This is a genomic window from Nocardia sp. NPDC005978 (assembly GCF_040614455.1).
In the GTDB taxonomy this organism is placed as follows: Bacteria; Actinomycetota; Actinomycetes; order Mycobacteriales; family Mycobacteriaceae; genus Nocardia.
This window is the reverse complement of sequence record NZ_JBEXUS010000138.1, coordinates 1-19,625: the sequence shown is the minus strand read 5'-3', so window position 1 is coordinate 19,625 and position 19,625 is coordinate 1. Positions and strand designations below refer to the sequence as shown.

Sequence of the window (19,625 nt, the reverse complement as noted above, 5' to 3'; positions counted from 1 at the left end):
AACGAGTGCGCCCGCCCAAACCAGAGGGTTTCGGCGGGCGCACTCGGTTGTTGTGGGGCTCAGCCCTGGTCGGCGGTGGCCAGGCGCCAGCCGGCGGCATCGCGCTGGTGGGACCAGAACTCGGCGAAGCGGCCTTCGGCGGCCAGGAGCTCGTCCACCGTGCCGTCCTCCACCACGCGGCCGCTTTCCAGGAACAGGACCCGGTCGGCGCCCGCGATCGTGCTCAGGCGGTGGGTGACCACGATCCGGGTGCGGGTGCGGGGGTCGTCGGCGATCGCGGTGACCACGGCGGCCTCGTTCTCCGCGTCCAGGGCGCTGGTGCCCTCGTCCACGAGCAGGATCGAGGACGACTTCAGCAGGGCGCGGGCGATCGAGACGCGTTGGCGCTCACCGCCGGACAGGGCGGCGCCGGCGTCGCCGACCAGGCTGTTCAGGCCCTCGGGGAGACGGTCGGCGAATTCGTCGACGCGGGCCAGGCGCAGGGCCGTGGCGAGTTCGTCGGCGGTCGCGTCCGGATTGCCCGCCAGCACGTTCTCGCGGATGGTGCCCGCGAACAGGTACGGCTGCTGGAACACCATGGAGGTGTCGGCCGGGCGCTGGGCCGGGTCCAGGCCGCCGCGATCGACGCCGCCCACCGTGACGCTGCCCGAATTCGGGGTCTCCAGCCCGGCGACCAGGGACAGCAGGCTGCTCTTGCCCGAGCCGGACGGGCCGACGATGGCGGTGATCTCACCGGCGCGGAATTCGATGTCCAGGCCGTCGAGCACCGGCGGCGCGGCATCGTCGTAGCCGAATCGCACATCGCGCAGCGCGACTCCGGCGGCGGTGTTCGCACCGGTGCGCTCGTCGGCGGCCGCGGGCCGCTCCGGACCGGGCGCGTCGATGACGGTCCGGATGTCGCGCAACGTGTTCCGGCTGGTCTCGATGGCCGGGGCCAGATCGCCGATGGCCGCGAACGGCTCCAGGAAGCGGACCACGACCACGATGAGCGCGATGGCCTCGGGGGTGTCCACGGTGCCGCGCACGGCCAGCCACGCGGTGGTGCCCGCGAGCAGGATGAGCGCCACCTGGCTCGCCAGGCTGAACAGCACCTGACCCGGAATGTTGAGCAGCAGCAGGCGCACGGTCGCGCTGTGCTGGGCGTCCAGCGCGGCGCCGGTCTGGCTGCGCGCGGGCTCCACCCGCCGGGCCGCGCGCAGGGCGGCCTGGGTGCGGGCGAATTCCAGAATGCGTTCGGTGAGAACGCTGTTGGAGTCGGCGGCGGCCTTGTCCGCGACGCGGGTGATGCGGCCGGTGGCCCACAGCGCGCCCAGCAGCAGCGGCACGGTCAGCAGTGCGACCACACCCAGCTGCCACGAGATCGGCAGCAGGGCGAGCCCGATCACGATGGGGAGCAGGATGCCCTGAATGATCGGGGTGACCAGATAGCCGACCAGGCCGACCAGATCCGGTCCGGTGGTGGCGATGGCCCGGCGGGTGATGGCGGAATTGTCTTCGTCGAACCAGCGCAACGGAATTCGCGCCACCTGGGTGGACACATCGCGCTGCGCGCGGTTGAGAATGCCGAAGCCCAGGTCGAATCCGATGCGCGAGGCGATGGAATCGATGATCCAGCCCGCGAGCACGGCCACGGTCAGCGCGCCGACCCAGCGCCAGGCGTCGGCCGGGGTGTCGCCGAACAACGCCGACACCAGCGGCACCACGAGTACGACCGCGATGGCGCGCACGATGGTGGAGGTTCCGATCAGGGCCAGATATCCGGCCCAGCGCCGCTGATCCGCGGGCGGCAGCAGGCTCAATACGGTGCGCATCATCGCACGGTCTCCTTCGCGTCGGCGGCGGCGCCGGCATTCCACAGCTGCTGGTAGCGCCCGTCGACGGCGAGCAGTTCTTGATGGGTACCCGACTGGGTCACCCGGCCTTGTTCGAGCACGACGATGCGGTCGACGTCGGTGATGGTGCGCAGGCGATGCGCGATGACCAGCACGGTGCGACCCACCGCGAGCCGGTCCAGCGCCTGCTGCACAAGGTATTCCGACTCCGGATCGGCGAAGGCGGTCGCTTCGTCCAGGATGAGCACCGGGGTGTCGGCGAGTAGGGCGCGCGCGATGGTCAGGCGCTGCTTCTCGCCGCCGGACAGCGTGGCCGCGGAGCCGAGCACGGTGTCATAACCCTGCGGCAGGCGCAGGATGCGTTCGTGCAGTTGGGCATCGCGGGCGGCCTGCTCGATGGCCGCGTCGCTCGCGTCCGGCACCGCCAGGGCGATGTTCTCGCGCACGGTCCCCGCGATCACCTGTGCGTCCTGGAACACGAAGCCGATGCGGGTGTACAGCTCGTCCGGGGTGAATTCGGTGATGTCCCGGCCGCCGACGCGGATCGCGCCGCCGTTGATGTCGTGGAAACGCGCCAGCAGTGCCGCGAGGGTCGACTTGCCCGCACCGGACGGGCCCACCAGTGCGGTGATGGTGCCGGGCTCGAGGGTGAGCGAGATGTCCTGCACGACCGGCACTCCGGGGCGGTAGCCGAAGGTCACGTCGTCGAACACGACATGGCCGGGCTGGTTCTCGGTGCTCGTGCCCGCGGCGCGCACGTCGAGTTCGTTCTCGTCCAGTGCGACCTGGATGTTCTTGGCCGCCAGCCGGCCCTCGCGCAGACCCGACAGGCCGTAGCCGATGCCCAGCAGTCGCGAGCCGAACGTGGTGCCCAGGAACAGGAACGGCAGTAGATCGACCGGCTCGAGGCTGCCGCCGACGATGAGCGCGGTGCCCACGGTCAGGGTGAGCCACAGGAAGGTGACCGGGCGGGTGATGAGGTCCATGACGGACTTCTTGCCGACGAAGGGCCGCTGCCAGTTGTCCAGGAAGCCGATGTACTCGTCGAGGCTGCGCCGGAACGGGGAGGCGGCCGAACCGCCGAATACGCGAATCACGGACTGGCCGTCCAGGTACGAGGTGGCCTCGCCGTTCATCCGCTCGGCCCAGCGCTGCGACTGCATGATCTTGGGGCCGGAGGACGCCATCATGGTCAGCATGGTGAAGACGTAGCCGAGCACGGGCACCAGCAGCACCAGCGCGAGTCGCCAGTCCACCCAGAACAGGTAGCCCAGCACGGCCAGCGGGGCGACGACGGCGGCAACCGCGTCGATGACCGCGTGCGTCACCATGTAGTGCAGGGACAGGGTGTCCGCGGTGATGAGCTTGTTGATCTTGCCCGGTCCGCGAGCGATGAACCAGCCCAGCGGGAGTCGCGCGAGCTTGCCCAGCAACCGGGCGCGCAGATCGCGGCTGAAGCGCGCGTCCACCGCGTGCAGCCAGAATTGCAGGATCGCTTCCAGAACGGCGCCGAGGCCCATCAGGCCCAGGGCCCACAGACCCAGCGTCCAGAGCTTGGATTCCTCTGCCGCGCCGAGCAATTCGCGCGCGAGCTCGACCAGCAGCACGAAGGGCGCGAGCTGGACGAGGGTGATGATGAACTGCAGGACGGCGGCGAACCAGAGCTTGCGGCGGACGCTGTCGAACAGTCGGCTGCCCGCCTGCGAACGCCAGCGGCCGGGGGTGGCGGGCGCGGGGGCCGCGGTGGCGGCGGCGACGGCCGGGGCGGGCGTCGCCGCCACGGCCTCCTCGACGACCGCTGCGGACGCGCCGTTCGCGTCGTGCGCGGCTTGTTTCTCGGCGCCGTCGCGCTCCTTGCCCATGGCGCGGCCGTGCACCCAGTACGCCTGGGCGTAGACATCGGTCTTGGGGAAGCCGAAATCGTCCTTGAGCCGCGCGCGAATGAGCTTGAGCGACTTGGATTCCGGGCCCGCCCACGCGTACCAGTTGGACCAGTCGCGCGCTTCGAGCGCGGCGGCGAAGGAGGCCTCGGAGGTGCGCGGCACCCAGTGCACGCGCGCCAGGGGATGCTCGGTGAGCGGGATCAGCAGATCGTCATCGTGATGCTGTTCGAGGTAGACCTCGACGGCCACGTGCGGCGGCACCGCGGCCAGGATGGAATTGATCGCCGGGATCGAGGCGGAGTCGCCGATCAGCAGGTATCCGGCGGGCAGATCGTCCGGGGTGATGGGGAAGCCCTTGGAGCCGAACGAGGTGACCTCGATGGTCTCCCCGCCCTTGACCCGGCCCGCCCACGCCGAGGCCGGTCCGGCCGGCTCGTGCAGCACGAAGTCGATCGCGAAGCGCCCGTTGTCGAGATCGGCTTCGGCGATGGTGTAGCCGCGCTGGAACTCCGACTCCGAGCCCTCGGGATCCGGGAACCAGATCCGCAGCCAGGCGGTCGGCTCCATCGTGATCTCGTCGAAGAGCGAGGGTGCGGTCAGCCAGACCCGCAGGTATCGCGGTGTGGTCTGTTCTATTTCGAGCACCGTGGCGGTGTGGTACTGAACGCCGAAGGCGGTCAGCACCGCCCCCTGAAAACCTCTGCGCGCCATTCTCGCCTGTCCTCCGATCGGTGTGCGGCGAGTCGACCCCTCCGCCCGGCGTCGCACGCGCGCGTACGACCCCACTGCTTCCGAACCGGAATCCTCACCTCCAACTTTGGTAAGCCTACACATACCCACTGAAAACCGGTGGGTCAGGATCGAACGTCGAGAGGTGGCGGGACTCGACGTCCGAGCCGCCTACCCGCTCGCCGGGTATCGGTCCGTAAGCTGACAATTCGTGTCCGACCGCCAAACGCAGATATTGGAAGCCGCCGTTCGGGTCATCGCCCACGACGGGGTGCGGGGATTGCGCGTGGAGAAGCTCGCGGCCGAGGCCGGGGTGTCCACCGCGCTGATCTATTACCACTTCAAGGATCGGGCGGGGGTGCTGCAGCACGCGCTGCAGTTCGTCAGCGGTAAGGCCGCCCGGTACACCGAGAGCGCGTTCGCCCAGGCCAACCCGCGTGCGGCGCTGGAGGAGATGCTGCTGCTCGAGATCCAGGACGTGCCCGAGGTCCGGGACAACAGCATCGCCTGGGGGGAGCTGCGGGCCAGCGCGGTGTTCAACGACGAACTGCGCGAGCAATTGCGGGCCGGCACCCAGGAATGGGTCGACGACGTCGCCGCCCTCATCGAGCGGGCGCGGGAATCCGGGCTGGCGTTGCGCGAGGTGAATCCCGCCGCGGCGGCCGCCCGGCTCACCACGCTCGTCGAGGGCCTGAGCGAACGGTGGCTGAGCGGCTCGCTCACGGTGGAACGGGCGCGCGAGTTGCTGTCCGGGGCGATCGTCGCCGAACTCGGCCGCGTCTGAGGCGCGCTTCGATCAGGCGGGTTCCTGCTGGGTTGTGCAGTGGATGCCGCCGCCACCCCAGGCGATGGCATCGATGTCGATCTGCACGATCCGCCGGTTCGGGAACAGACGGGCCAGGGTTGTGAACGCGGCCGAATCCGCTTCCGCGTCACCGAATTCCGGCGCGATGACCGCGCCGTTGCAGACGTAGAAGTTGATGTATCCCGCCGCGAAGTCGGCCGACTTGTACTCGGGGCGAACGCGGGTGGGCGCCTTGATGACCTCGACCTGCACGGTGCGGCCGTGCGCGTCGGTCGCTGTCTTCAGAATCTCCAGGTGGCGCTTGGTGACCTCGTGGTCGTAGGACTCGGGGTTGGTGTCCAGGGCCGCCACTACGACGCCGGGACGCACGAAGCGCGCGTAGAAGTCGGTGTGCCCGTCGGTGATGTCCCGGCCCGCGATGCCGGGCAGCCAGATGATCTTCCGCAGGCCCAGGAGCCGGTCGAGTTCGGCCTCGACATCGGATTTGCTCCAGCCGGGATTGCGATTGGCGTTCAGGACGCAGCTCTCGGTGATGACGGCGGTGCCCTCGCCGTCGACCTCGATGCCGCCGCCCTCGAGCACGAGGTCGGTGCGCACCCGCTCCACACCGGCCGCGCGGGTGACGATCTCGGCTACCGCGGCGTCGAAACCGTGCTCCTGCTTGCCGCCCCAGCCGTTGAAGTTGAAGTCGACCCCGGCCCGGCGACCGCCGTCGGAGACGAAGACCGGGCCGGTGTCGCGCATCCACAGATCGTCGATCTCCGCCGGCACCAGTTCGACGTTCGCATCGCCGATCAGCTCGCGCGCGATCGTGAGTTCGGCCGGGCGCACCAGCATGGACACCGGTTCGAAGGCGGCGATCGTCCGCGCGATGGTGGCCAGGTTGCGCCGTGCCTCGGGCAGGACGTCGTCGTAGTTCTCGGCGGTCGCGCCGAAGGCCATCCAGGTGCGCCGATGCGGCTCGCCCTCCTCCGGCATGCGCCAGGTCGATTCGGCTGCGCTGCCGCTGCCGCCGAACGGCGAGCGCGGGAGGATGCCCTGCTGGTTTGCCATGATCAGGCCGCTGACCACGGTGATTCCGGTCTGTACGAATCGGCGTCTCTGCATGTTTTACTCCTGATGTGTCGGGTGATGGGGGATCGGCGGAGATCAGCGGTAGTAGGAATCCGTGGGATAGGGCTCGGTGTCGCGGTATTCGGACGTCGTGCCGTCGACCACGGCCGGATCGGATTCGGGGATGGGTTCGGTGAACAGGTAGACCGCGCCGATGACGGCGGCGATCGTGAGCAGCGCGACCGCGGCCCACAGCACGCCCCTGCGCCGGGGCTTCGGCGGTGTGGGCGCAAAGGTTTTGTTCGGCAACGGTGTCGGATACGGCGGTGCGATGACGGACGGCGGGGCCGTCGCGACGGGTGGTGGGGGCGCGACCGCGGTGCGAGCCGATCGATACGCCGCGTCGGCGGATCGGTACTCCACCGCAGCGGGCGGGAGGATGCGCGCCGCGGGAGCCGTGATCGCCTGCGCGGCCCGGTTGACGCGGCGTCCGGGAACGTGCAGCGCCCGGCGTGCGGCCGCGGCGAATTCGCCCGCGCTCGCGTACCGGTCCTCGGGGTGCTTGGACATCGCGCGGATGATGGCCGCGTCGAGACCCGGCGGCAGGCCCGGCCGCAGCCGGCTCGGGCGCGGCGCGGGGGTCATCAGATGGCCGGAGACCTGCTGCTCGAGACTGTCGCCCGGGAAGGGCCGCGCGCCGGTCAGCGCTTCGTGCAGGACGCAGGCGAGTGCGTAGACGTCGGACTGCGCACTGGCGTGGCCGGTGCTGAACTGCTCGGGGGCCATGTACGCGAAGGTTCCGATCGCCGAGCCCGAGGTGGTCAGCGGCGGCTCGCCTTCGGCGCGCGCGATCCCGAAATCGATGAGGTACACGAAGTTTCGGTCTCCCACCAGGACGTTCGCGGGCTTGATGTCGCGGTGCACCAGCCCCGCGGCGTGCGCGGCGTCCAGGGCCGCGGCGATCTGATCGATGGCGGCGACCGCCGCTTCCGGGTCGAGCGGGCCGTGCCGGGCCAGCAGCGTCTGCAGATCGGTGCCCTCGATCAGGCGCATGTCGAGGTACAGCCGGCCCTCGATCTCCCCGTAGCGATGGATCGGAACCACGTGCGGTTCGCGCAGGCGGGCGGCCGCGTGCGCCTCGCGGCGGAAGCGCTCGCGAAAGGCGGGATCGGCGGCGGTGTGCTCGTGCAGCACCTTCAGGGCCACGAAACGGTCGGTGGTCGTGTCGTAGGCCCGGTAGACCCGGCCCATCCCGCCTTCGCCGATGAGTTCGTGCAGGTCGTAGTGGCCGAACGTACTTGCTTCCACGGGGGTTCTCCTGTCGACCGAGCGAGCCTGTCCGGGCGCTGGGGATTCGGTCGTGTTCCGCAAATGAACTGAAAATCTAGTCAGGATCGTAGCGCATGGCTGTTCTACGGGGTTTGAGATGGATTGTCGGTAGCTGTGTTCACGCAGATGAAGGCACTGTGAAAGCCGCCTCACTAGCTGGACTGAAAATTCAGTCAGAACTATCGTGAACCTCGGGTCGCACGGCGCGGCCACCCGTCGCGCAGGCGGCGGATCGACAACCGGTCAGGAGTACGGCGGCATGGGTGAGAGCAGATTCGCGCGAATGGGTGAGGCGCTCGGCGCGCTGCTGCTGGGCGACCCCGGCGACGCCCAGGACGATGGGCGGCGCTGGATCATGCCCGACGAAGCCGACCCGCACCGGCGCACCTGGATGGCGTTCGGCGCGAGCAAGGACGTGTGGGGACGGCATCTGCTCGCGCAGGTGCGCCACGATCTGGCCACCATCGCCACCACGATCGCGCGCTTCGAGCCGGTGTCGATGCTGGTCCGGCCCGATGAGCTGCATATCGCCCGGGAGTTGATCGGCGGCGCGAACGTCGAACTGGTCCCCGCGCCGCTGGACGACCTCTGGATGCGGGACACCGGGCCGGTCTTCATCACCGGCGAAAAAGGCCGGGCCGGAATCGATTTCAACTTCAACGGCTGGGGCGGTAAACAGCAGCACCGCCGCGATCGCAAGGTCGCCGAGCTCGTCACCGCGCACGCGGGTGTGGAGCGGCTCGAGACCGATCTGGTGCTCGAGGGCGGCGGTATCGAGGTCGACGGCCAGGGCACCGCCGTCATCACCGAAAGCTGTGTACTGAACGGCAATCGCAATCGGGGCTGGCGCAAGGGTGACGTCGAGGCCGAGCTGCGCTACCTGCTGGGTCTGGAGAAGATCATCTGGCTGCCCGGTATCGCGGGCTACGACATCACCGACGGGCACACCGATTTCTACGCGCGCTTCGCCGGGCCGGGCGCGGTCGTGGCGGGCCTGGACAACGACCCGAATTCCTTCGACTACCAGGTCACCCGAGCGCACCTGGAAATCCTGCACGCCGAGACCGACGCGCGCGGAAGAAAATTGCGGGTCGAGGTGATTCAGGGTCCCTCGCGAGTTCGCCCGCAGTACGACTGCGAGGACTTCGCGGCCGGATATATCAATTTCTACGTGTGCAACGGTGCGGTCATCGCGCCGCAATTCGGTGATCCCGAGGCGGATTCGGCGGCCTTCGCGACCTTGCAACGGCTGTTCCCGGACCGGCAGATCGTGCAGATCGCCATCGATGGCATCGCCGCCGGTGGGGGCGGTATCCACTGCACCACGCAGCAGGAGCCCGCGGTCTGAGCCCGTCCGCTCGGAAAGGGTTGGACGGCTTGTGAATTGCGCTGCGCGCGACGGAGGAAATTGTGGTCCGCCGCACTCGGCGTGAATCAAATCGCTTGCGGCGCACTGTTATGAGCGACGGTGCGGGGTATGTCTGAGGAAGGCGCAAATGCGCCGATCCGAAAAAATACCGTCGAAGGAGAGCGAAACCTGATGAATACACGTGACACCTCTCTGTTGCGGGCGCAGCTGCGTTCGGTACGTGCTCTGACCAATACCGAGATCCAGATCGCCGAGACCCGGACCGGGCAGGCGCGCACGGAAGCGGTACGCGAGGAGCTGGCGACCAACGCGGCCAACGCCCGTGCTCGGGCCGAGGCGATCGGGTCGGCCGAGCGTGAACTGGGTGGGGTGCCGGAGGTCATCGGACCCTTCCTCGGCAAGGCCACGGCCGTGGTGAAGACGCTGCGGGAACAGGCCCAGCCGTTCGATGAGGCGCTGCTCGGCGATCTCGCGCTCGAGCATCAGCTGCTCGACCGCGCCCGCTACATCAAGGCGCTGGCGACCAACGCGCGCGAGCCGCAGGTGGTCGCGCTGGCCGATCGCCTGATCAAGGCGCATTCGGCGACCGTGAGCTGGCTCGGCACGGTGCTGGCGGAGGAGGCACTGGGCGGTCCGGCGGCGTTGCGCCGCACCCCCTTCCAGGCCGTCACCGGCACCGCGGTCAAACTGGCGAACCTCCCGGTGACCTGGTCCACACGCGGCATCGACCGCACCCTGGACGCGTTCCGCTCGGCCCCGCCCGCCCTGAACGAGCTGCTGTCCCGCGGCGCGCACGTCGGCGACGTGGCGGTGAAGTCGCTCGGGGCGTCGCGCGACGCGGTGCTCGAGAGCGTCGAGGAGGTGACCCGCCGCGAGGGCGAGACGCGCGCGGCCGATTCGGTGCACGCGGCCCGGACCGCGACCGGTGTCCTGCACCCCGCCGAGCTCCCCATCCGCCGCTTCGACGAGCTGAATGTCACCCAGGCGTCGGCCAAGCTCAAGGAGCTGACCGAGCCCTCCGACATCCGCGCCGTCCTGGCATACGAGGAGGCGAACAAGAACCGCCACGGCGTGGTCGCGGCCGCCGAGAACCGCCTCGCCGCGATCGCCCAGGATGTCGCGGGCCTGAATTGACCGCCCCGCGACGATGTCCGACGGTTGCGGGTTCCGAATGACCACGGCCCCTTCGGACGTCGGAAGAAGTAGTACGACGGTGGCCCCCTCCCCGGAGGGGGCCACCGCCGTTTTTACTGGCTCCTCCTCCACCGGGCGCGGGCGCGGGCGAACGCGGCTCCTATCCCGCTGCCGGCTCCCGTGACCAGTGCGGTAGCTGCTCGATTCTGGTTCGCGGATCGCATCTGCATTCCTTCCGATGGGCCGTCGTATTGTGCTGGGACGCGGGGTCAGTGGGGTGTGGGGGACAGGAACTGATCGACGAGGGTGTTGAACTCGGCGGGGCGTTCGAGCATCGGGAGGTGGCCGGTGCGGGGGAGGATTCGTACCGTACGGGGGGTTGGGGCGGCGGCGGCGAAGGCGTGCAGGTCGGGGGGTGGGGCTATCCGGTCCTGGGCGCCGCCGATCAGGAGGGTGGGGTGGGGGAGGGTCAGGGCGGGGGTGAAGTCGTAGCCGAAGCCCTGGCGGAGGGTGGCCAGGGTGCCGGGAGCTCCTGCGCCGGAGAGGAAGTGTTCGACGGTGGTTTTCGGGATCTCCGCGGGATGGGGGACGTAGGGGGCCAGGGCCAGGTGGCGGGCCCAGGGGGTGCGGGCTATCAGTGATTGGAGCGGGGATGGGAGGGGGAGGCCCGCGGTGGCGGCCTCTATCAGGAAGTTCGCCAGTTTCGGGTCGCGGCGGAGTGTGGCCAGGGGTGCTTCGAACAGGGACAGGACCGAGGTGATCGGGCCGCACGCGAGGACCACGCGGTTGATCGTGTGGGGATTTCGGGTGGCGGCCTCGCAGGCCACGAGGGTGCCCATGGAATGGCCGGCGATGTCGATGTGGTTGGCGTCGTGGGTGATTCGCAAGGCTTCGATGACGGCCACCGCGTTGGCGATGGCCGGGGTGCGCGGCCGCTCGGAATCGCCGAAGCCGGGGAGGTCGACCGCGATCACGCGGCGGGTTCGGGCCAGGGCCGGAATCGTCGGCGCCCAGTGTCTGCGGCATCCGCCCAGGCCGTGGACGAGTACGCAGAGGCCCGGGCCGGTTCCGGCCAGCGTGTAGGCGACTCGCCGGCCGTCGACCAGCAGGTCGTGTCGTTCCATTCCTGTTGTGACGTCGGCGGTTTCGGTCTCGTCGAGTGTCGTGTTCGTGCCCATCAGGCCCCCGCCCCTTCGCGATGCTGTCGCGGACTGTGTGAATGTCACTGGCCGAGTGCAAGTGACTTGCAAAGACTAGCGATGCTCGGATAGTCCCGCAAGGACCTGCCCGGCCGGCACAGGCGCTCGCGTATCGTGCTCTGGTGCCTGCCTCCGCCCGCCCGTCGCAGCAGCCCAGCCTTCTCGAACGCCGGAAGACGCGGGCCATGCTGGAGATCCAGGACATCGCGCTCGGACTCTTCGAATCCGATGGGTACCGCAAGGTTTCGGTCGAACAGGTCGCGGCCGCCGCGGGCATCTCCGCGAGCACGATCTACCGCTACTTCGGAACCAAGGAACAGCTCGTCGTCTGGGATCACGTGGACGCACAGGCCCTGACCCTGCTGACCGCCGATACCCGGGTGCTCACACCGGCCGAACTGCTGGCCGAGGTGGCCGCGCTGGCCCCGGCCGTCATCGCGGCGCTCGTCGATCCGGGCGAGGAACAGCGCATCGTCCGCCGGGTGCGGTTGATGACCTCCGAACCCGAGGTTCGCACCGGCGAGCTGCTGCAGATCCATGCCCTGGAACGGCACGTCCGCGCGCTGCTCGCGCATCGCCTCGGCCGCGACGACAACGACCTCGCGATCCGCTACGCCGCCGCGCAGGCCGCGTGGGGCTACCTCGCCGCCGTCGATCATTGGGCCGCCACCGATTTCACCGAACCACTCGGTGCGGTGCTCGGGCGCGCCACCGGCCTCATGATCGAAGCCGTTGCGGCGGTGCTGAACGCGGCCGAGTGACGCGAATCCTCGGCTACACGGTTTTCGGGCGCGGGTCCATGCTTTCGTGACCGCTTTCCGGACGCCTCGGCGGGTGATTATCCGGCCGCCCGCCGCCGCGTCCGGATGTTGGTCTCCGACATTGCGTTACGGACTAGGAAAATGCCGCCGATGTAACTGTTTCGCCGACAGGATTGAGCGCCAGCAATTTCTGGGTACATCCAGCTGGAGCCGGGCGAGTCCCGGAGGATCTAAAAGTTAAGAAGTACCACCATGCGTAGAGCAACGGCGCTCTTCGCCGCATTACTGCTGGCCCTGCTCCTGTCCGTGACCGCTGTGTCCGGCGCCGAAGCCAAGGCCGATGTCTGCGTTGGCGATTGGGCAATCGGTGTCGGCGGACTCGGCGACAATACGTCGTCGACGTTCATCCCATTTGTTAATCAGCCCGTCGGTTACAACTCGTTGGACCCGATGTCGGGCCTGAACGAAATCAACCGGCTCTTCTGGCAGCATCGCAACCAATGCCCGGGAGACCACATCCGCCTTATCGGGCACAGCGAGGGCGCGGGCTTGGTGCACGCGTGGGTCACCGCGAATCAGGGTGTGGACAATGCCAACGCCATTCTGCTGGCCGATCCCAAGCGGCGCGGCGGCCCCGGCTGGGGCGGGCTGGCCTCGACCCCCGGCAGTGGCATCATCGGCTATCCCCTTGCGGGCGTCGATGATTGGTTCGGTGGTTTCCCGGTGCTGACCGTCTGCAATCGCGACGATCAGATCTGCGACACCTCCGCTGGTTGGTGGGGGTACCTCTTCGGAGGCGCGCATCAGCGTTACGATTTCAACGTCTGGAACTACGGCGCCTGGGATTCCGGCGTCTGGTACCGGTAGACGGTGATTCATGGGGATCAGTAGCCGTGCGGCACTGGTCCCCATTGACCGAACCCACGCCCGAGGGAAGTGCACACCGCCGCGCCGTTGAAGGTGAGCTGGCAGGTGGCGCCCGCGTGGGTGACGGAGAACTGCGGGTCGTGATAACTGGCCTGATTCAACCGCGGCAGGGCCGGGTTTCCGCCGGGCAGTGTATGGCTGCCGTTGGAGTTCCACTCCGGATGCGCGGGCCAGCCCGACGAATCGATGATGATCGCGGGCACGTTCGGCAGCGAGATCTGCATGCCGGCGACGAGAACATTCATACTGGCGGCCGGGACGGCGAGGTCGCAGCCCAGGACGCCGTCCCCGCGAATCGAGCAGTTCCAGTTGCCGAGCGCGAAATACAGTGTGTCGCCGACCAGTGCCGGGCCGGGCGCCGGGTCGGCGTGGGCCGGGGTCACACCCAGCAGGCACGCCAGGGTTCCGATGATTACTCCGCAAACCCTTGCGACGATTGTATTTCCAGCTCTGGACACGGTACTTCCTCTAGGTGTTTCCGACGCTCGCCATGGCCCCGACCATAGAAAAAAGCTATCACCAATTGATGCAAGCGCAAGAGACCTGTCCAGGCCCCTTACATGCTAATTCGGGGGCGGTTACGGGTTGATCGGTCTGGTTACCGCGACAGAACAGCAGTTCCGAGGTCCGGCAGAGCGTTTCGAAGCTGTCAGCCGAGTTGTCCGGGCACCTTGACAGGCCGCGGCAGGAACCCGGTCTCGATCAGGTGTTCCAGATGCCGATCGATCAGATCGCAGCTCATGGGCGGGCACGAGATGCCGGACCGGACCAGCGCGCGGCGGGCATTGGTGTCATCCCAGCGGCACGGCCCGGGGCCGCTCAGCGAACTGATGATCAGCGCGCGGGCCATTCCCAGGTCGGTTCGGGCGGCCTCGGACAGCGCCGTGAGGAACTGCGGGACCGTGGCGGATCGCACGGGAATGCCGGTGGCGCGCAGTCGTTCCAGCACCGTGCCGACCGGAATGGAAGTGTGGTTCACCAGGTGGTGGACCGGCGCGTGCCGGTGTTGTGCCGGTGGGCGCGCCACCGAGTACGCGATCGCGGCGGCGACGTAGTCCGCGGGCACCAGGCTCAGGGGTTCGGGCGGTGCGGGCGGCGCCATGCCCAGCCGGGCGATCGCCCGAATCACCGTCCAGAAGGCGTCATCCGTACCGGTCGCGCCGGTGCCCGCGGGTCCGCACACCCGATCGGGCCGATGGATGAGCACCGGCAGCCCGCGTGCGGCCGCCTGGGTCATCAGCATCTCGCCGACCCATTTGCCGACCACGTACCCGCTCGCGTCACCCGGTCGCTCGGGCACCCGTTCCGGAACCGGGCCGTGCGGCCGGGCCGCGACCGAGGTCGAGGATACGAAGTGCACTGGGATCGCGCCGCGATGGCAGGCTAGCCGCAGCACCGACACCGTGCCGAGCACATTGGGAACGCGCAGGCGCTCATAGGATTCGGCGTGATTGACGCGCGCGCCGTTGTGCACGATCGCGTCGGCTGTCGTGGCCAGCCGCTCGTAGTCGGCGCTCGTGAGGCCGAAGCGCGGCGCGCCGAGGTCCCCGGGCACGGCGATCACGCGCCGCATGAGGGCGGGGCTCCACAGGCCGTATCGGCGCAACGCCACCGCGATTCGCGCACGCGCCGCGCCCCGGTCCGTCGCCCGCACCAGGCACAGCACCCGGACCCCGAGCCGAAATGCCAGCTCGTGCACCAGATATGCGCCGAGGAACCCGCTGGCACCGGTGAGCAGCACGGAGTCGAGACCGGCGGGTCCCCGGCCGCCGGGCGCCACGGCGGCATCCAGCACCGCATCGCCGAGGGCACGGGCCGGGATCGGCGTCGAATGTCCTGCCCCCGTGGTGAATCCGCCCAGTTCGGCCAGTGATCTGGGTCGTGCGAGCATTCCCATCGCGGCCCGTCCCTTCGCCCCCGGCAGTGGGTCGATGCTAGGGCGATGGCGGGGAGTGTCAGCAGACCCCGATTCCTGTGCCACCGGTCTCGGTGACCGGGACGCGGGCTGGTGTCGGCGCGTGGGTTCGGCGCTCGTTCGGCAAATTTCATCTTGATCTTCAAAATGGGCTGCCTGCCTGTTCAGGGCTGTATTGTCCGGCGAGAACCTGTTTCAGGTTCGACTACCTGGACATCTGACTTACATTCATTTCGGATTCTCGTCCGCCGGGGTGTCCCGGCGTGATCTACTGCTCGCCAGTTCGGGTGAATCAGCGCCTCGGTGACGACATCGAAGGGCACCCGGCTGTACGTGGAGGCAAAGATGGTGGATAGAGGAACGCAGCGAGCGGCAGGCTCGTTGGCCGCGTTCGCGGTCGCGGCCGGTTTCGCGGCCGCGATGATGCCGGCGGCTTCGGCTGCGCCGGGATCGATCACCTGGGAAGACGGGAACAGCAAGTTCACCCGCACGGTGTCGAACACGACCCCCAAGGTCGGCGACATCGTGACCGTCACGACGAAGTGGGAGCGGACCGGCATTCCGGTCGAGTACATCTACAACGTCAAGGATCTCAAGCCCGCCTGCCTGACCCCCGTCGCGGGCTCGGCCAAGATGGGCGGCGACCAGGTCTCGCTGGACACCTCGTCCTCGGATTGGGTGCGCGCGGAGTTCGGCATCACCAAGTACCCGGTGTACCCGAACATCAACCCGAAGTCGCAGACCTTCGAGGTGCAGTACAAGGTGGGCGTCAACTGCGCCCGCGACACCCCGCTGCCGACCTCCATGCACTACGGCGGCTCCCTGGGCGACGGCACCTACCAGGGCAAGGGCCCGAGCATCACGGTCTCCAGCGATGCGCTCTCGACCACCGCCCTGGCCGACGTCTCCGGCGCCAAGGTCGGCGTGGCCGTGACCCTGGAGGCGACCGTCAACCCGGCCGCGGCCGGCGGCACCGTGCAGTTCAAGGCGGGCGACAACGTCCTGGGTGACATCCCGGTCAACGCGAACGGCAAGGCCACGATCGTCTGGACCCCCGGCGCGGCCGGCTCCTACACGATCGGCGCGACCTTCTCCGGCCGCGAAGGCGTGGCGGGCTCGACGACGACCAAGACGGTCACCGTCGCCGAGCAGCCCACCGATCCCGAGCCCCCGAAGCCCAGCACGGGTTCGTTCGGCTAGGAGTTCCGCACTCCCGAATCCGGCTGTGACCGAGAGTCTTCGGTCGCAGCCGGTTCGCGTTCAGGCCCGGCGCCGGTCCCAGCCGGGGTATCGGGAATAGGTTTGCTCCGGGTGGACCGTGATCACGTCCAGTTGTCGCATCAGCGACTCGGGCACTCGGCAGCCGGTGAAATGCTCGGGACCGGGAACGATCACGGCCCGGGCGTCCAAGCGTGTGGCCTGGGCTTTGAGCCTGGCCAGCGGCGGGCGGCCGGAGGTCGGATCGAACAGCACCATCAGGGCGAAGTCGTAGCCGAGGCCGGCGGCGAGTTTCCGAATCTGCCCTTCGTCCCACAGCTGGGACATGCCGGAAATATCTGTCCGAAGATAGCCGAGACATGTTGGCCTGTATCGCATTTCGGATCTGTCCTCGCGATCGCCGGGATAGTCGTCATCGGGCGTCCCATAGGAATCGAGTTCGAGCACGCCGCCCGGGAACTCGACAAGCCGGGTAGTCCTCGCCATCGCGCCCCTCGGGTCACCAGCCGTGTGTGGGGAAGTTCGACGCGGATGAATCCATCGCGCCGAAGCCTCGGCTCCGACGCTAGAGAGCAGCCCCGGTCGCGAGCCAGAATCATGCTCGAAGATGCTCGGGCATTGTCATCGCTCTTCCATTTGGTCTCTGCTGGAGGATCATTGAGAGGTTCGAGCATGACCGTGCATTAGATCCGATTGGAGACTGATCATGCGGGTTCATTTTCTCGGTAGGGGCGACTCTGAGGGTGGCGGGTGCCCGACCATGTACGACACCGACCGGGCGACCTATGTCGTTCAGGGCTGGAAGACCGAGACGGCCGGAACGATCGAGATCCCGCAGCGGCTGCTGGGATTCATCCATCCCGATACGTACATCGACTCGGCGATGATCGACACGGGCAGAGGGACTTTCGCGCTCTCCGGAATTCCGGTGACCGATTGCGAAGCGCTCGCGCAAATGGATATCTACCCCAACGAGACGGCCATCGAGGTGCCCAAGGCGGAGAGGACGTTCTACGGCGATGCTGCTAGTGCAGGGTGAGGCTTTCGATGACCTGTTTCGTGCGGCGAAACGTGAAGCCTTTCACCTCGAAGTGCGCGATGACTATTACTCGGCGGACTACGGGCCGCTCCTTCGGTTCCTGGCCGGCGAGGCGGAGGACTACGAGTGGTTTCAACCGTGGTTGAGGCTGGTTCGTGACACCGTGAGTCGCGGGGTTGCGATCAATCGTGCGCGGGTCGTGTCGAATCCGCACAATGACTACACCCGGTACGCGAGACATGTCGCCCGCCTGAACATGGCGGCGGGCGAACAGGTGCGCTACCTCTCGCGCGAGCTGATCGACGCGGAGCAGTTGACCCGCGACGACTGGTGGCTCTTCGACGATTCCGTCGTGGCGTTCACGGTGTTCGAGCCCGAGGAGAACGGGCGATGGCTCGGCGCGGCGGTCACCACCGATCCGCGGATCGTCGAATACGTCCGGGGCGTGAAAGAGCGGGTGTGGGCAATGGCGACTCCGTTGCCGCGGTACGAGGACTCGTGACCGGCTCGATCGACCAGGCGAGGGAGGCTCTCGGGGCACGCCTTCGGGAGCTTCGCCTCGATGCCGGGATGACGGGCAGCGATCTCGCCCGCCGGGCCGGCTGGCATCAGACGAAGATCTCGAAGATCGAATACGGCAGGACCAAGCCCACCGACGCCGACGTCCGCGCGTGGTGTGTGCACACCGGCTCCGAGGCGCAGATCCCCGACCTGATAGCGACCCTGCGGAATCTCGAGGCCGCGTGGCTCGAATGGCGGCGGGTGCTCGGGACCGGAACCACACGGCGACAACAGCTGTCGATCAAGCTGGAAGCCGAGACCGAGGTGATGCGGGTGTATCACCCCTTCCTGGTGCCCGGTCTGCTCCAGACCGCGGAGTACGCCGAGGGCGTCCTGCGCAGCGTCGTCGACTTCCAGCGGGTGCCGGACGATGTCGATGAAGGCGTATCCAAACGCATGGAACGCCAGCAGATTCTGTACCGGCGCGACCATCGGTTCCACTTCGTCATCGCGGAACAGGCATTGCGCACGTCGGTGGGCAGTGATCAGACGATGATCGGTCAGCTCGATCGGCTACTGGCCGTTCTCGGCATGCCCAGGGTCGTCCTCGGCATCGTCCCGGCCGAATCGCCCTACCGGGTGTCGATGACGAACTTCCTCATCTTCGACAACACGCGGGTCATGGTCGAGACCGTGACGGCCGAGCTGACGATCACCCAGCCCCGGGAGATCGCCCAGTACGGGCGGGCGTTCGACGTGCTGGCGAGCCAGGCGGTGACGGGTGAGGCCGCCCGGGCACTGATCCGCCGGGCGGTCGAAGCGCGCCTCAAGTGAAGGCGGCCGTCCGGACCGGAATCCGTCGAAACGCGGGGGAGTTCGAGGGCGAGTGTCCGGTTCGGCCGTTAGGGTCGGGGGATGGCCGGTAAGTCTGGTTCGCCCGCGGTGGAGGTGGCGGTCGGGGACTTCACGGTGCGGGTGTCGAACCCGGACCGGGTGTATTTCCCCGCGACCGGGGCCACCAAGCTGGACCTGGTGCAGTACTACCTGAGCGTGGGGGACGGGATCGTCAACGCTCTGCGGGAGCGGCCCTGCATGTTGCATCGGTTCCCCAAGGGGCTGCCGGGTGGGAAGGTGCATCAGAAGCGGGTGCCGGCCGGAGCGCCGGAGTGGATTCCTACCGTGCAGCTCTACTTTCCGCGGTACGGGCGGACCGCGGACGAGTTGTGTGTCGAGAAGCTTGCGGACGTCATCTGGGCCGTGCAGATGTCCACGGTCGAGTTTCATCCGTGGAACTCTCGGCGGGCCGACACCGAGATGCCGGACGAGTGGCGGATCGACCTCGACCCCATGCCGGACTGTCCGTGGTCGAGGGTGCAGCGGGTCGCGGGGGTCGTGCACGAGGTGCTCGACGAGCTGGGGGCCGTGGGGTGGCCCAAGACCTCGGGCGGCAAAGGGTTGCACGTGTATGTGCGGACCGTGCCCGAACTCGGATTCCAGGACGTGCGGCGGGCCGCACTGGCCTTCGCCCGCGAGGTGGAGCGGCGCGCGCCGAAAGACGTCACCACCGCGTGGTGGCGTAAGGACCGCGACCCCGCGCAGCTGTTCGTGGACTACAACCAGAACGCGCGGGATCACACCATCGCCGCCGCGTACTCGGTGCGCGGGGTTCCGGAGGCCACGGTCTCCACCCCCATCCGCTGGGACGAGATCCCGGACGTACACCCGAACGACTTCACCATGGCGACCGTCCCGCCCCGCTACGCCGACCTCGGCGACCTGCACGCGGGCATCGACGACGCGGTCTTCGACCTCGCACCCCTGCTGGAATGGGCAGACCGGGACAAGATCACGGTCGATCTGGACGAGGGTTCCGAGGACTGATCGTGCCGATCACGTAGAAAGCCCCCGCGCGTACTGCCGTTGCAGTACGC

At 68.2% G+C, this 19,625-nt stretch carries 18 protein-coding genes; 10 read left to right on the top strand and 8 right to left on the bottom strand.

The window, feature by feature from the left end:
* Positions 1-59: 59 nt before the first annotated feature.
* Together ABZ319_RS36040 and ABZ319_RS36035 are read right to left on the bottom strand one after the other, a co-directional pair.
* Positions 60-1,814 carry an ABC transporter ATP-binding protein gene (locus ABZ319_RS36040; protein ID WP_354991051.1) on the bottom strand — a complete coding sequence of 585 codons (1,755 nt, stop codon included), beginning with the start codon at positions 1,812-1,814 and terminating at the stop codon, positions 60-62.
* Entirely contained in the window at positions 1,811-4,426 is a 2,616-nt protein-coding gene (locus tag ABZ319_RS36035) for an ABC transporter ATP-binding protein/permease (protein WP_354991050.1), read from the bottom strand. The genes ABZ319_RS36040 and ABZ319_RS36035 overlap by 4 nt, the downstream gene beginning before the upstream one ends.
* A 229-nt stretch (positions 4,427-4,655) precedes the next feature.
* On the opposite strand from ABZ319_RS36035, the gene ABZ319_RS36030 reads away from it, so the two are divergent.
* Complete coding sequence (locus tag ABZ319_RS36030) at positions 4,656-5,228, top strand: TetR/AcrR family transcriptional regulator (RefSeq protein ID WP_354991049.1); 573 nt, start codon at positions 4,656-4,658, stop codon at positions 5,226-5,228.
* A gap of 12 nt (positions 5,229-5,240) precedes the next feature.
* On the opposite strand, the gene ABZ319_RS36025 is transcribed toward ABZ319_RS36030, so the two are convergent.
* Positions 5,241-6,356, bottom strand: coding sequence for an agmatine deiminase family protein (locus ABZ319_RS36025; protein ID WP_354991048.1), 1,116 nt, complete (start codon positions 6,354-6,356; stop codon positions 5,241-5,243).
* Between the two features lie 42 nt (positions 6,357-6,398).
* Positions 6,399-7,610 (bottom strand): serine/threonine-protein kinase, encoded by a 1,212-nt coding sequence (locus ABZ319_RS36020; RefSeq protein WP_354991047.1) that lies wholly within the window; start codon positions 7,608-7,610, stop codon positions 6,399-6,401.
* A gap of 304 nt (positions 7,611-7,914) precedes the next feature.
* Between ABZ319_RS36020 and ABZ319_RS36015 the strand changes: the two genes are divergently transcribed.
* The gene (locus ABZ319_RS36015) at positions 7,915-8,979 is read left to right on the top strand and encodes an agmatine deiminase family protein (RefSeq protein ID WP_354991052.1); all 1,065 of its coding nucleotides are present in this window, start codon (positions 7,915-7,917) and stop codon (positions 8,977-8,979) included.
* A 192-nt stretch (positions 8,980-9,171) separates the two neighbouring features.
* Positions 9,172-10,134, top strand: coding sequence for a ferritin-like domain-containing protein (locus tag ABZ319_RS36010; protein ID WP_354991046.1), 963 nt, complete (start codon positions 9,172-9,174; stop codon positions 10,132-10,134).
* A gap of 269 nt (positions 10,135-10,403) precedes the next feature.
* Here ABZ319_RS36010 and ABZ319_RS36005 read toward each other — a convergent pair whose 3' ends face one another.
* Entirely contained in the window at positions 10,404-11,312 is a 909-nt protein-coding gene (locus ABZ319_RS36005) for an alpha/beta hydrolase (protein ID WP_354991045.1), read from the bottom strand.
* 143 nt (positions 11,313-11,455) lie between these two features.
* Here ABZ319_RS36005 and ABZ319_RS36000 point away from each other — a divergent pair, with 143 nt between their 5' ends.
* Both ABZ319_RS36000 and ABZ319_RS35995 read left to right on the top strand, forming a co-directional pair.
* Complete coding sequence (locus ABZ319_RS36000; protein WP_354991044.1) at positions 11,456-12,094, top strand: TetR family transcriptional regulator; 639 nt, start codon at positions 11,456-11,458, stop codon at positions 12,092-12,094.
* 252 nt (positions 12,095-12,346) lie between these two features.
* On the top strand, positions 12,347-12,961 hold the full coding sequence (locus ABZ319_RS35995) for a hypothetical protein (protein ID WP_354991043.1): 615 nt from the start codon (positions 12,347-12,349) through the stop codon (positions 12,959-12,961).
* A gap of 17 nt (positions 12,962-12,978) precedes the next feature.
* Here the strand turns inward: ABZ319_RS35995 and ABZ319_RS35990 are convergent, their stop codons facing one another.
* Both ABZ319_RS35990 and ABZ319_RS35985 read right to left on the bottom strand, forming a co-directional pair.
* On the bottom strand, positions 12,979-13,479 hold the full coding sequence (locus ABZ319_RS35990; protein ID WP_354991042.1) for a hypothetical protein: 501 nt from the start codon (positions 13,477-13,479) through the stop codon (positions 12,979-12,981).
* Positions 13,480-13,670: 191 nt separating this feature from the next.
* Positions 13,671-14,918: a thioester reductase domain-containing protein gene (locus ABZ319_RS35985; RefSeq protein WP_354991041.1), complete on the bottom strand. Its 1,248-nt coding sequence runs from the start codon at positions 14,916-14,918 to the stop codon at positions 13,671-13,673.
* Between the two features lie 363 nt (positions 14,919-15,281).
* Between ABZ319_RS35985 and ABZ319_RS35980 the strand changes: the two genes are divergently transcribed.
* Positions 15,282-16,136 carry an Ig-like domain-containing protein gene (locus ABZ319_RS35980; RefSeq protein WP_354991040.1) on the top strand — a complete coding sequence of 285 codons (855 nt, stop codon included), beginning with the start codon at positions 15,282-15,284 and terminating at the stop codon, positions 16,134-16,136.
* A 60-nt stretch (positions 16,137-16,196) separates the two neighbouring features.
* Here ABZ319_RS35980 and ABZ319_RS35975 read toward each other — a convergent pair whose 3' ends face one another.
* The gene (locus tag ABZ319_RS35975) at positions 16,197-16,481 is read right to left on the bottom strand and encodes a hypothetical protein (protein ID WP_354991039.1); all 285 of its coding nucleotides are present in this window, start codon (positions 16,479-16,481) and stop codon (positions 16,197-16,199) included.
* A 433-nt stretch (positions 16,482-16,914) separates the two neighbouring features.
* Between ABZ319_RS35975 and ABZ319_RS35970 the strand changes: the two genes are divergently transcribed.
* The 4 genes from ABZ319_RS35970 to ligD all read left to right on the top strand — a co-directional run bounded on the left by ABZ319_RS35970 (position 16,915) and on the right by ligD (position 19,575).
* Positions 16,915-17,193 carry a hypothetical protein gene (locus ABZ319_RS35970; RefSeq protein ID WP_354991038.1) on the top strand — a complete coding sequence of 93 codons (279 nt, stop codon included), beginning with the start codon at positions 16,915-16,917 and terminating at the stop codon, positions 17,191-17,193.
* Positions 17,174-17,695: a DUF6879 family protein gene (locus ABZ319_RS35965; RefSeq protein ID WP_354991037.1), complete on the top strand. Its 522-nt coding sequence runs from the start codon at positions 17,174-17,176 to the stop codon at positions 17,693-17,695. The genes ABZ319_RS35970 and ABZ319_RS35965 overlap by 20 nt, the downstream gene beginning before the upstream one ends.
* Positions 17,653-18,528 carry a helix-turn-helix transcriptional regulator gene (locus tag ABZ319_RS35960; protein ID WP_354991036.1) on the top strand — a complete coding sequence of 292 codons (876 nt, stop codon included), beginning with the start codon at positions 17,653-17,655 and terminating at the stop codon, positions 18,526-18,528. Before ABZ319_RS35965 ends, ABZ319_RS35960 begins: the two co-directional genes overlap by 43 nt.
* 81 nt (positions 18,529-18,609) lie before the next feature.
* Entirely contained in the window at positions 18,610-19,575 is a 966-nt protein-coding gene (ligD, locus tag ABZ319_RS35955) for a non-homologous end-joining DNA ligase (protein WP_354991035.1), read from the top strand.
* The last annotated feature ends 50 nt before the right edge of the window (positions 19,576-19,625 follow it).

Coding starts and splice junctions, on each gene's coding strand:
- ABZ319_RS36040 (WP_354991051.1), bottom strand. CDS start 1,814: ATGATGCGCACCGTATTGAGCCTGCTGCCGCCCGCGGATCAGCGGCGC.
- ABZ319_RS36035 (WP_354991050.1), bottom strand. CDS start 4,426: ATGGCGCGCAGAGGTTTTCAGGGGGCGGTGCTGACCGCCTTCGGCGTT.
- ABZ319_RS36025 (WP_354991048.1), bottom strand. CDS start 6,356: ATGCAGAGACGCCGATTCGTACAGACCGGAATCACCGTGGTCAGCGGC.
- ABZ319_RS36015 (WP_354991052.1), top strand. CDS start 7,915: ATGGGTGAGGCGCTCGGCGCGCTGCTGCTGGGCGACCCCGGCGACGCC.
- ABZ319_RS36010 (WP_354991046.1), top strand. CDS start 9,172: ATGAATACACGTGACACCTCTCTGTTGCGGGCGCAGCTGCGTTCGGTA.
- ABZ319_RS36005 (WP_354991045.1), bottom strand. CDS start 11,312: ATGGGCACGAACACGACACTCGACGAGACCGAAACCGCCGACGTCACA.
- ABZ319_RS35995 (WP_354991043.1), top strand. CDS start 12,347: ATGCGTAGAGCAACGGCGCTCTTCGCCGCATTACTGCTGGCCCTGCTC.
- ABZ319_RS35985 (WP_354991041.1), bottom strand. CDS start 14,918: ATGGGAATGCTCGCACGACCCAGATCACTGGCCGAACTGGGCGGATTC.
- ABZ319_RS35980 (WP_354991040.1), top strand. CDS start 15,282: ATGGTGGATAGAGGAACGCAGCGAGCGGCAGGCTCGTTGGCCGCGTTC.
- ABZ319_RS35975 (WP_354991039.1), bottom strand. CDS start 16,481: ATGTCCCAGCTGTGGGACGAAGGGCAGATTCGGAAACTCGCCGCCGGC.
- ABZ319_RS35970 (WP_354991038.1), top strand. CDS start 16,915: ATGTACGACACCGACCGGGCGACCTATGTCGTTCAGGGCTGGAAGACC.
- ABZ319_RS35965 (WP_354991037.1), top strand. CDS start 17,174: ATGCTGCTAGTGCAGGGTGAGGCTTTCGATGACCTGTTTCGTGCGGCG.
- ligD (WP_354991035.1), top strand. CDS start 18,610: ATGGCCGGTAAGTCTGGTTCGCCCGCGGTGGAGGTGGCGGTCGGGGAC.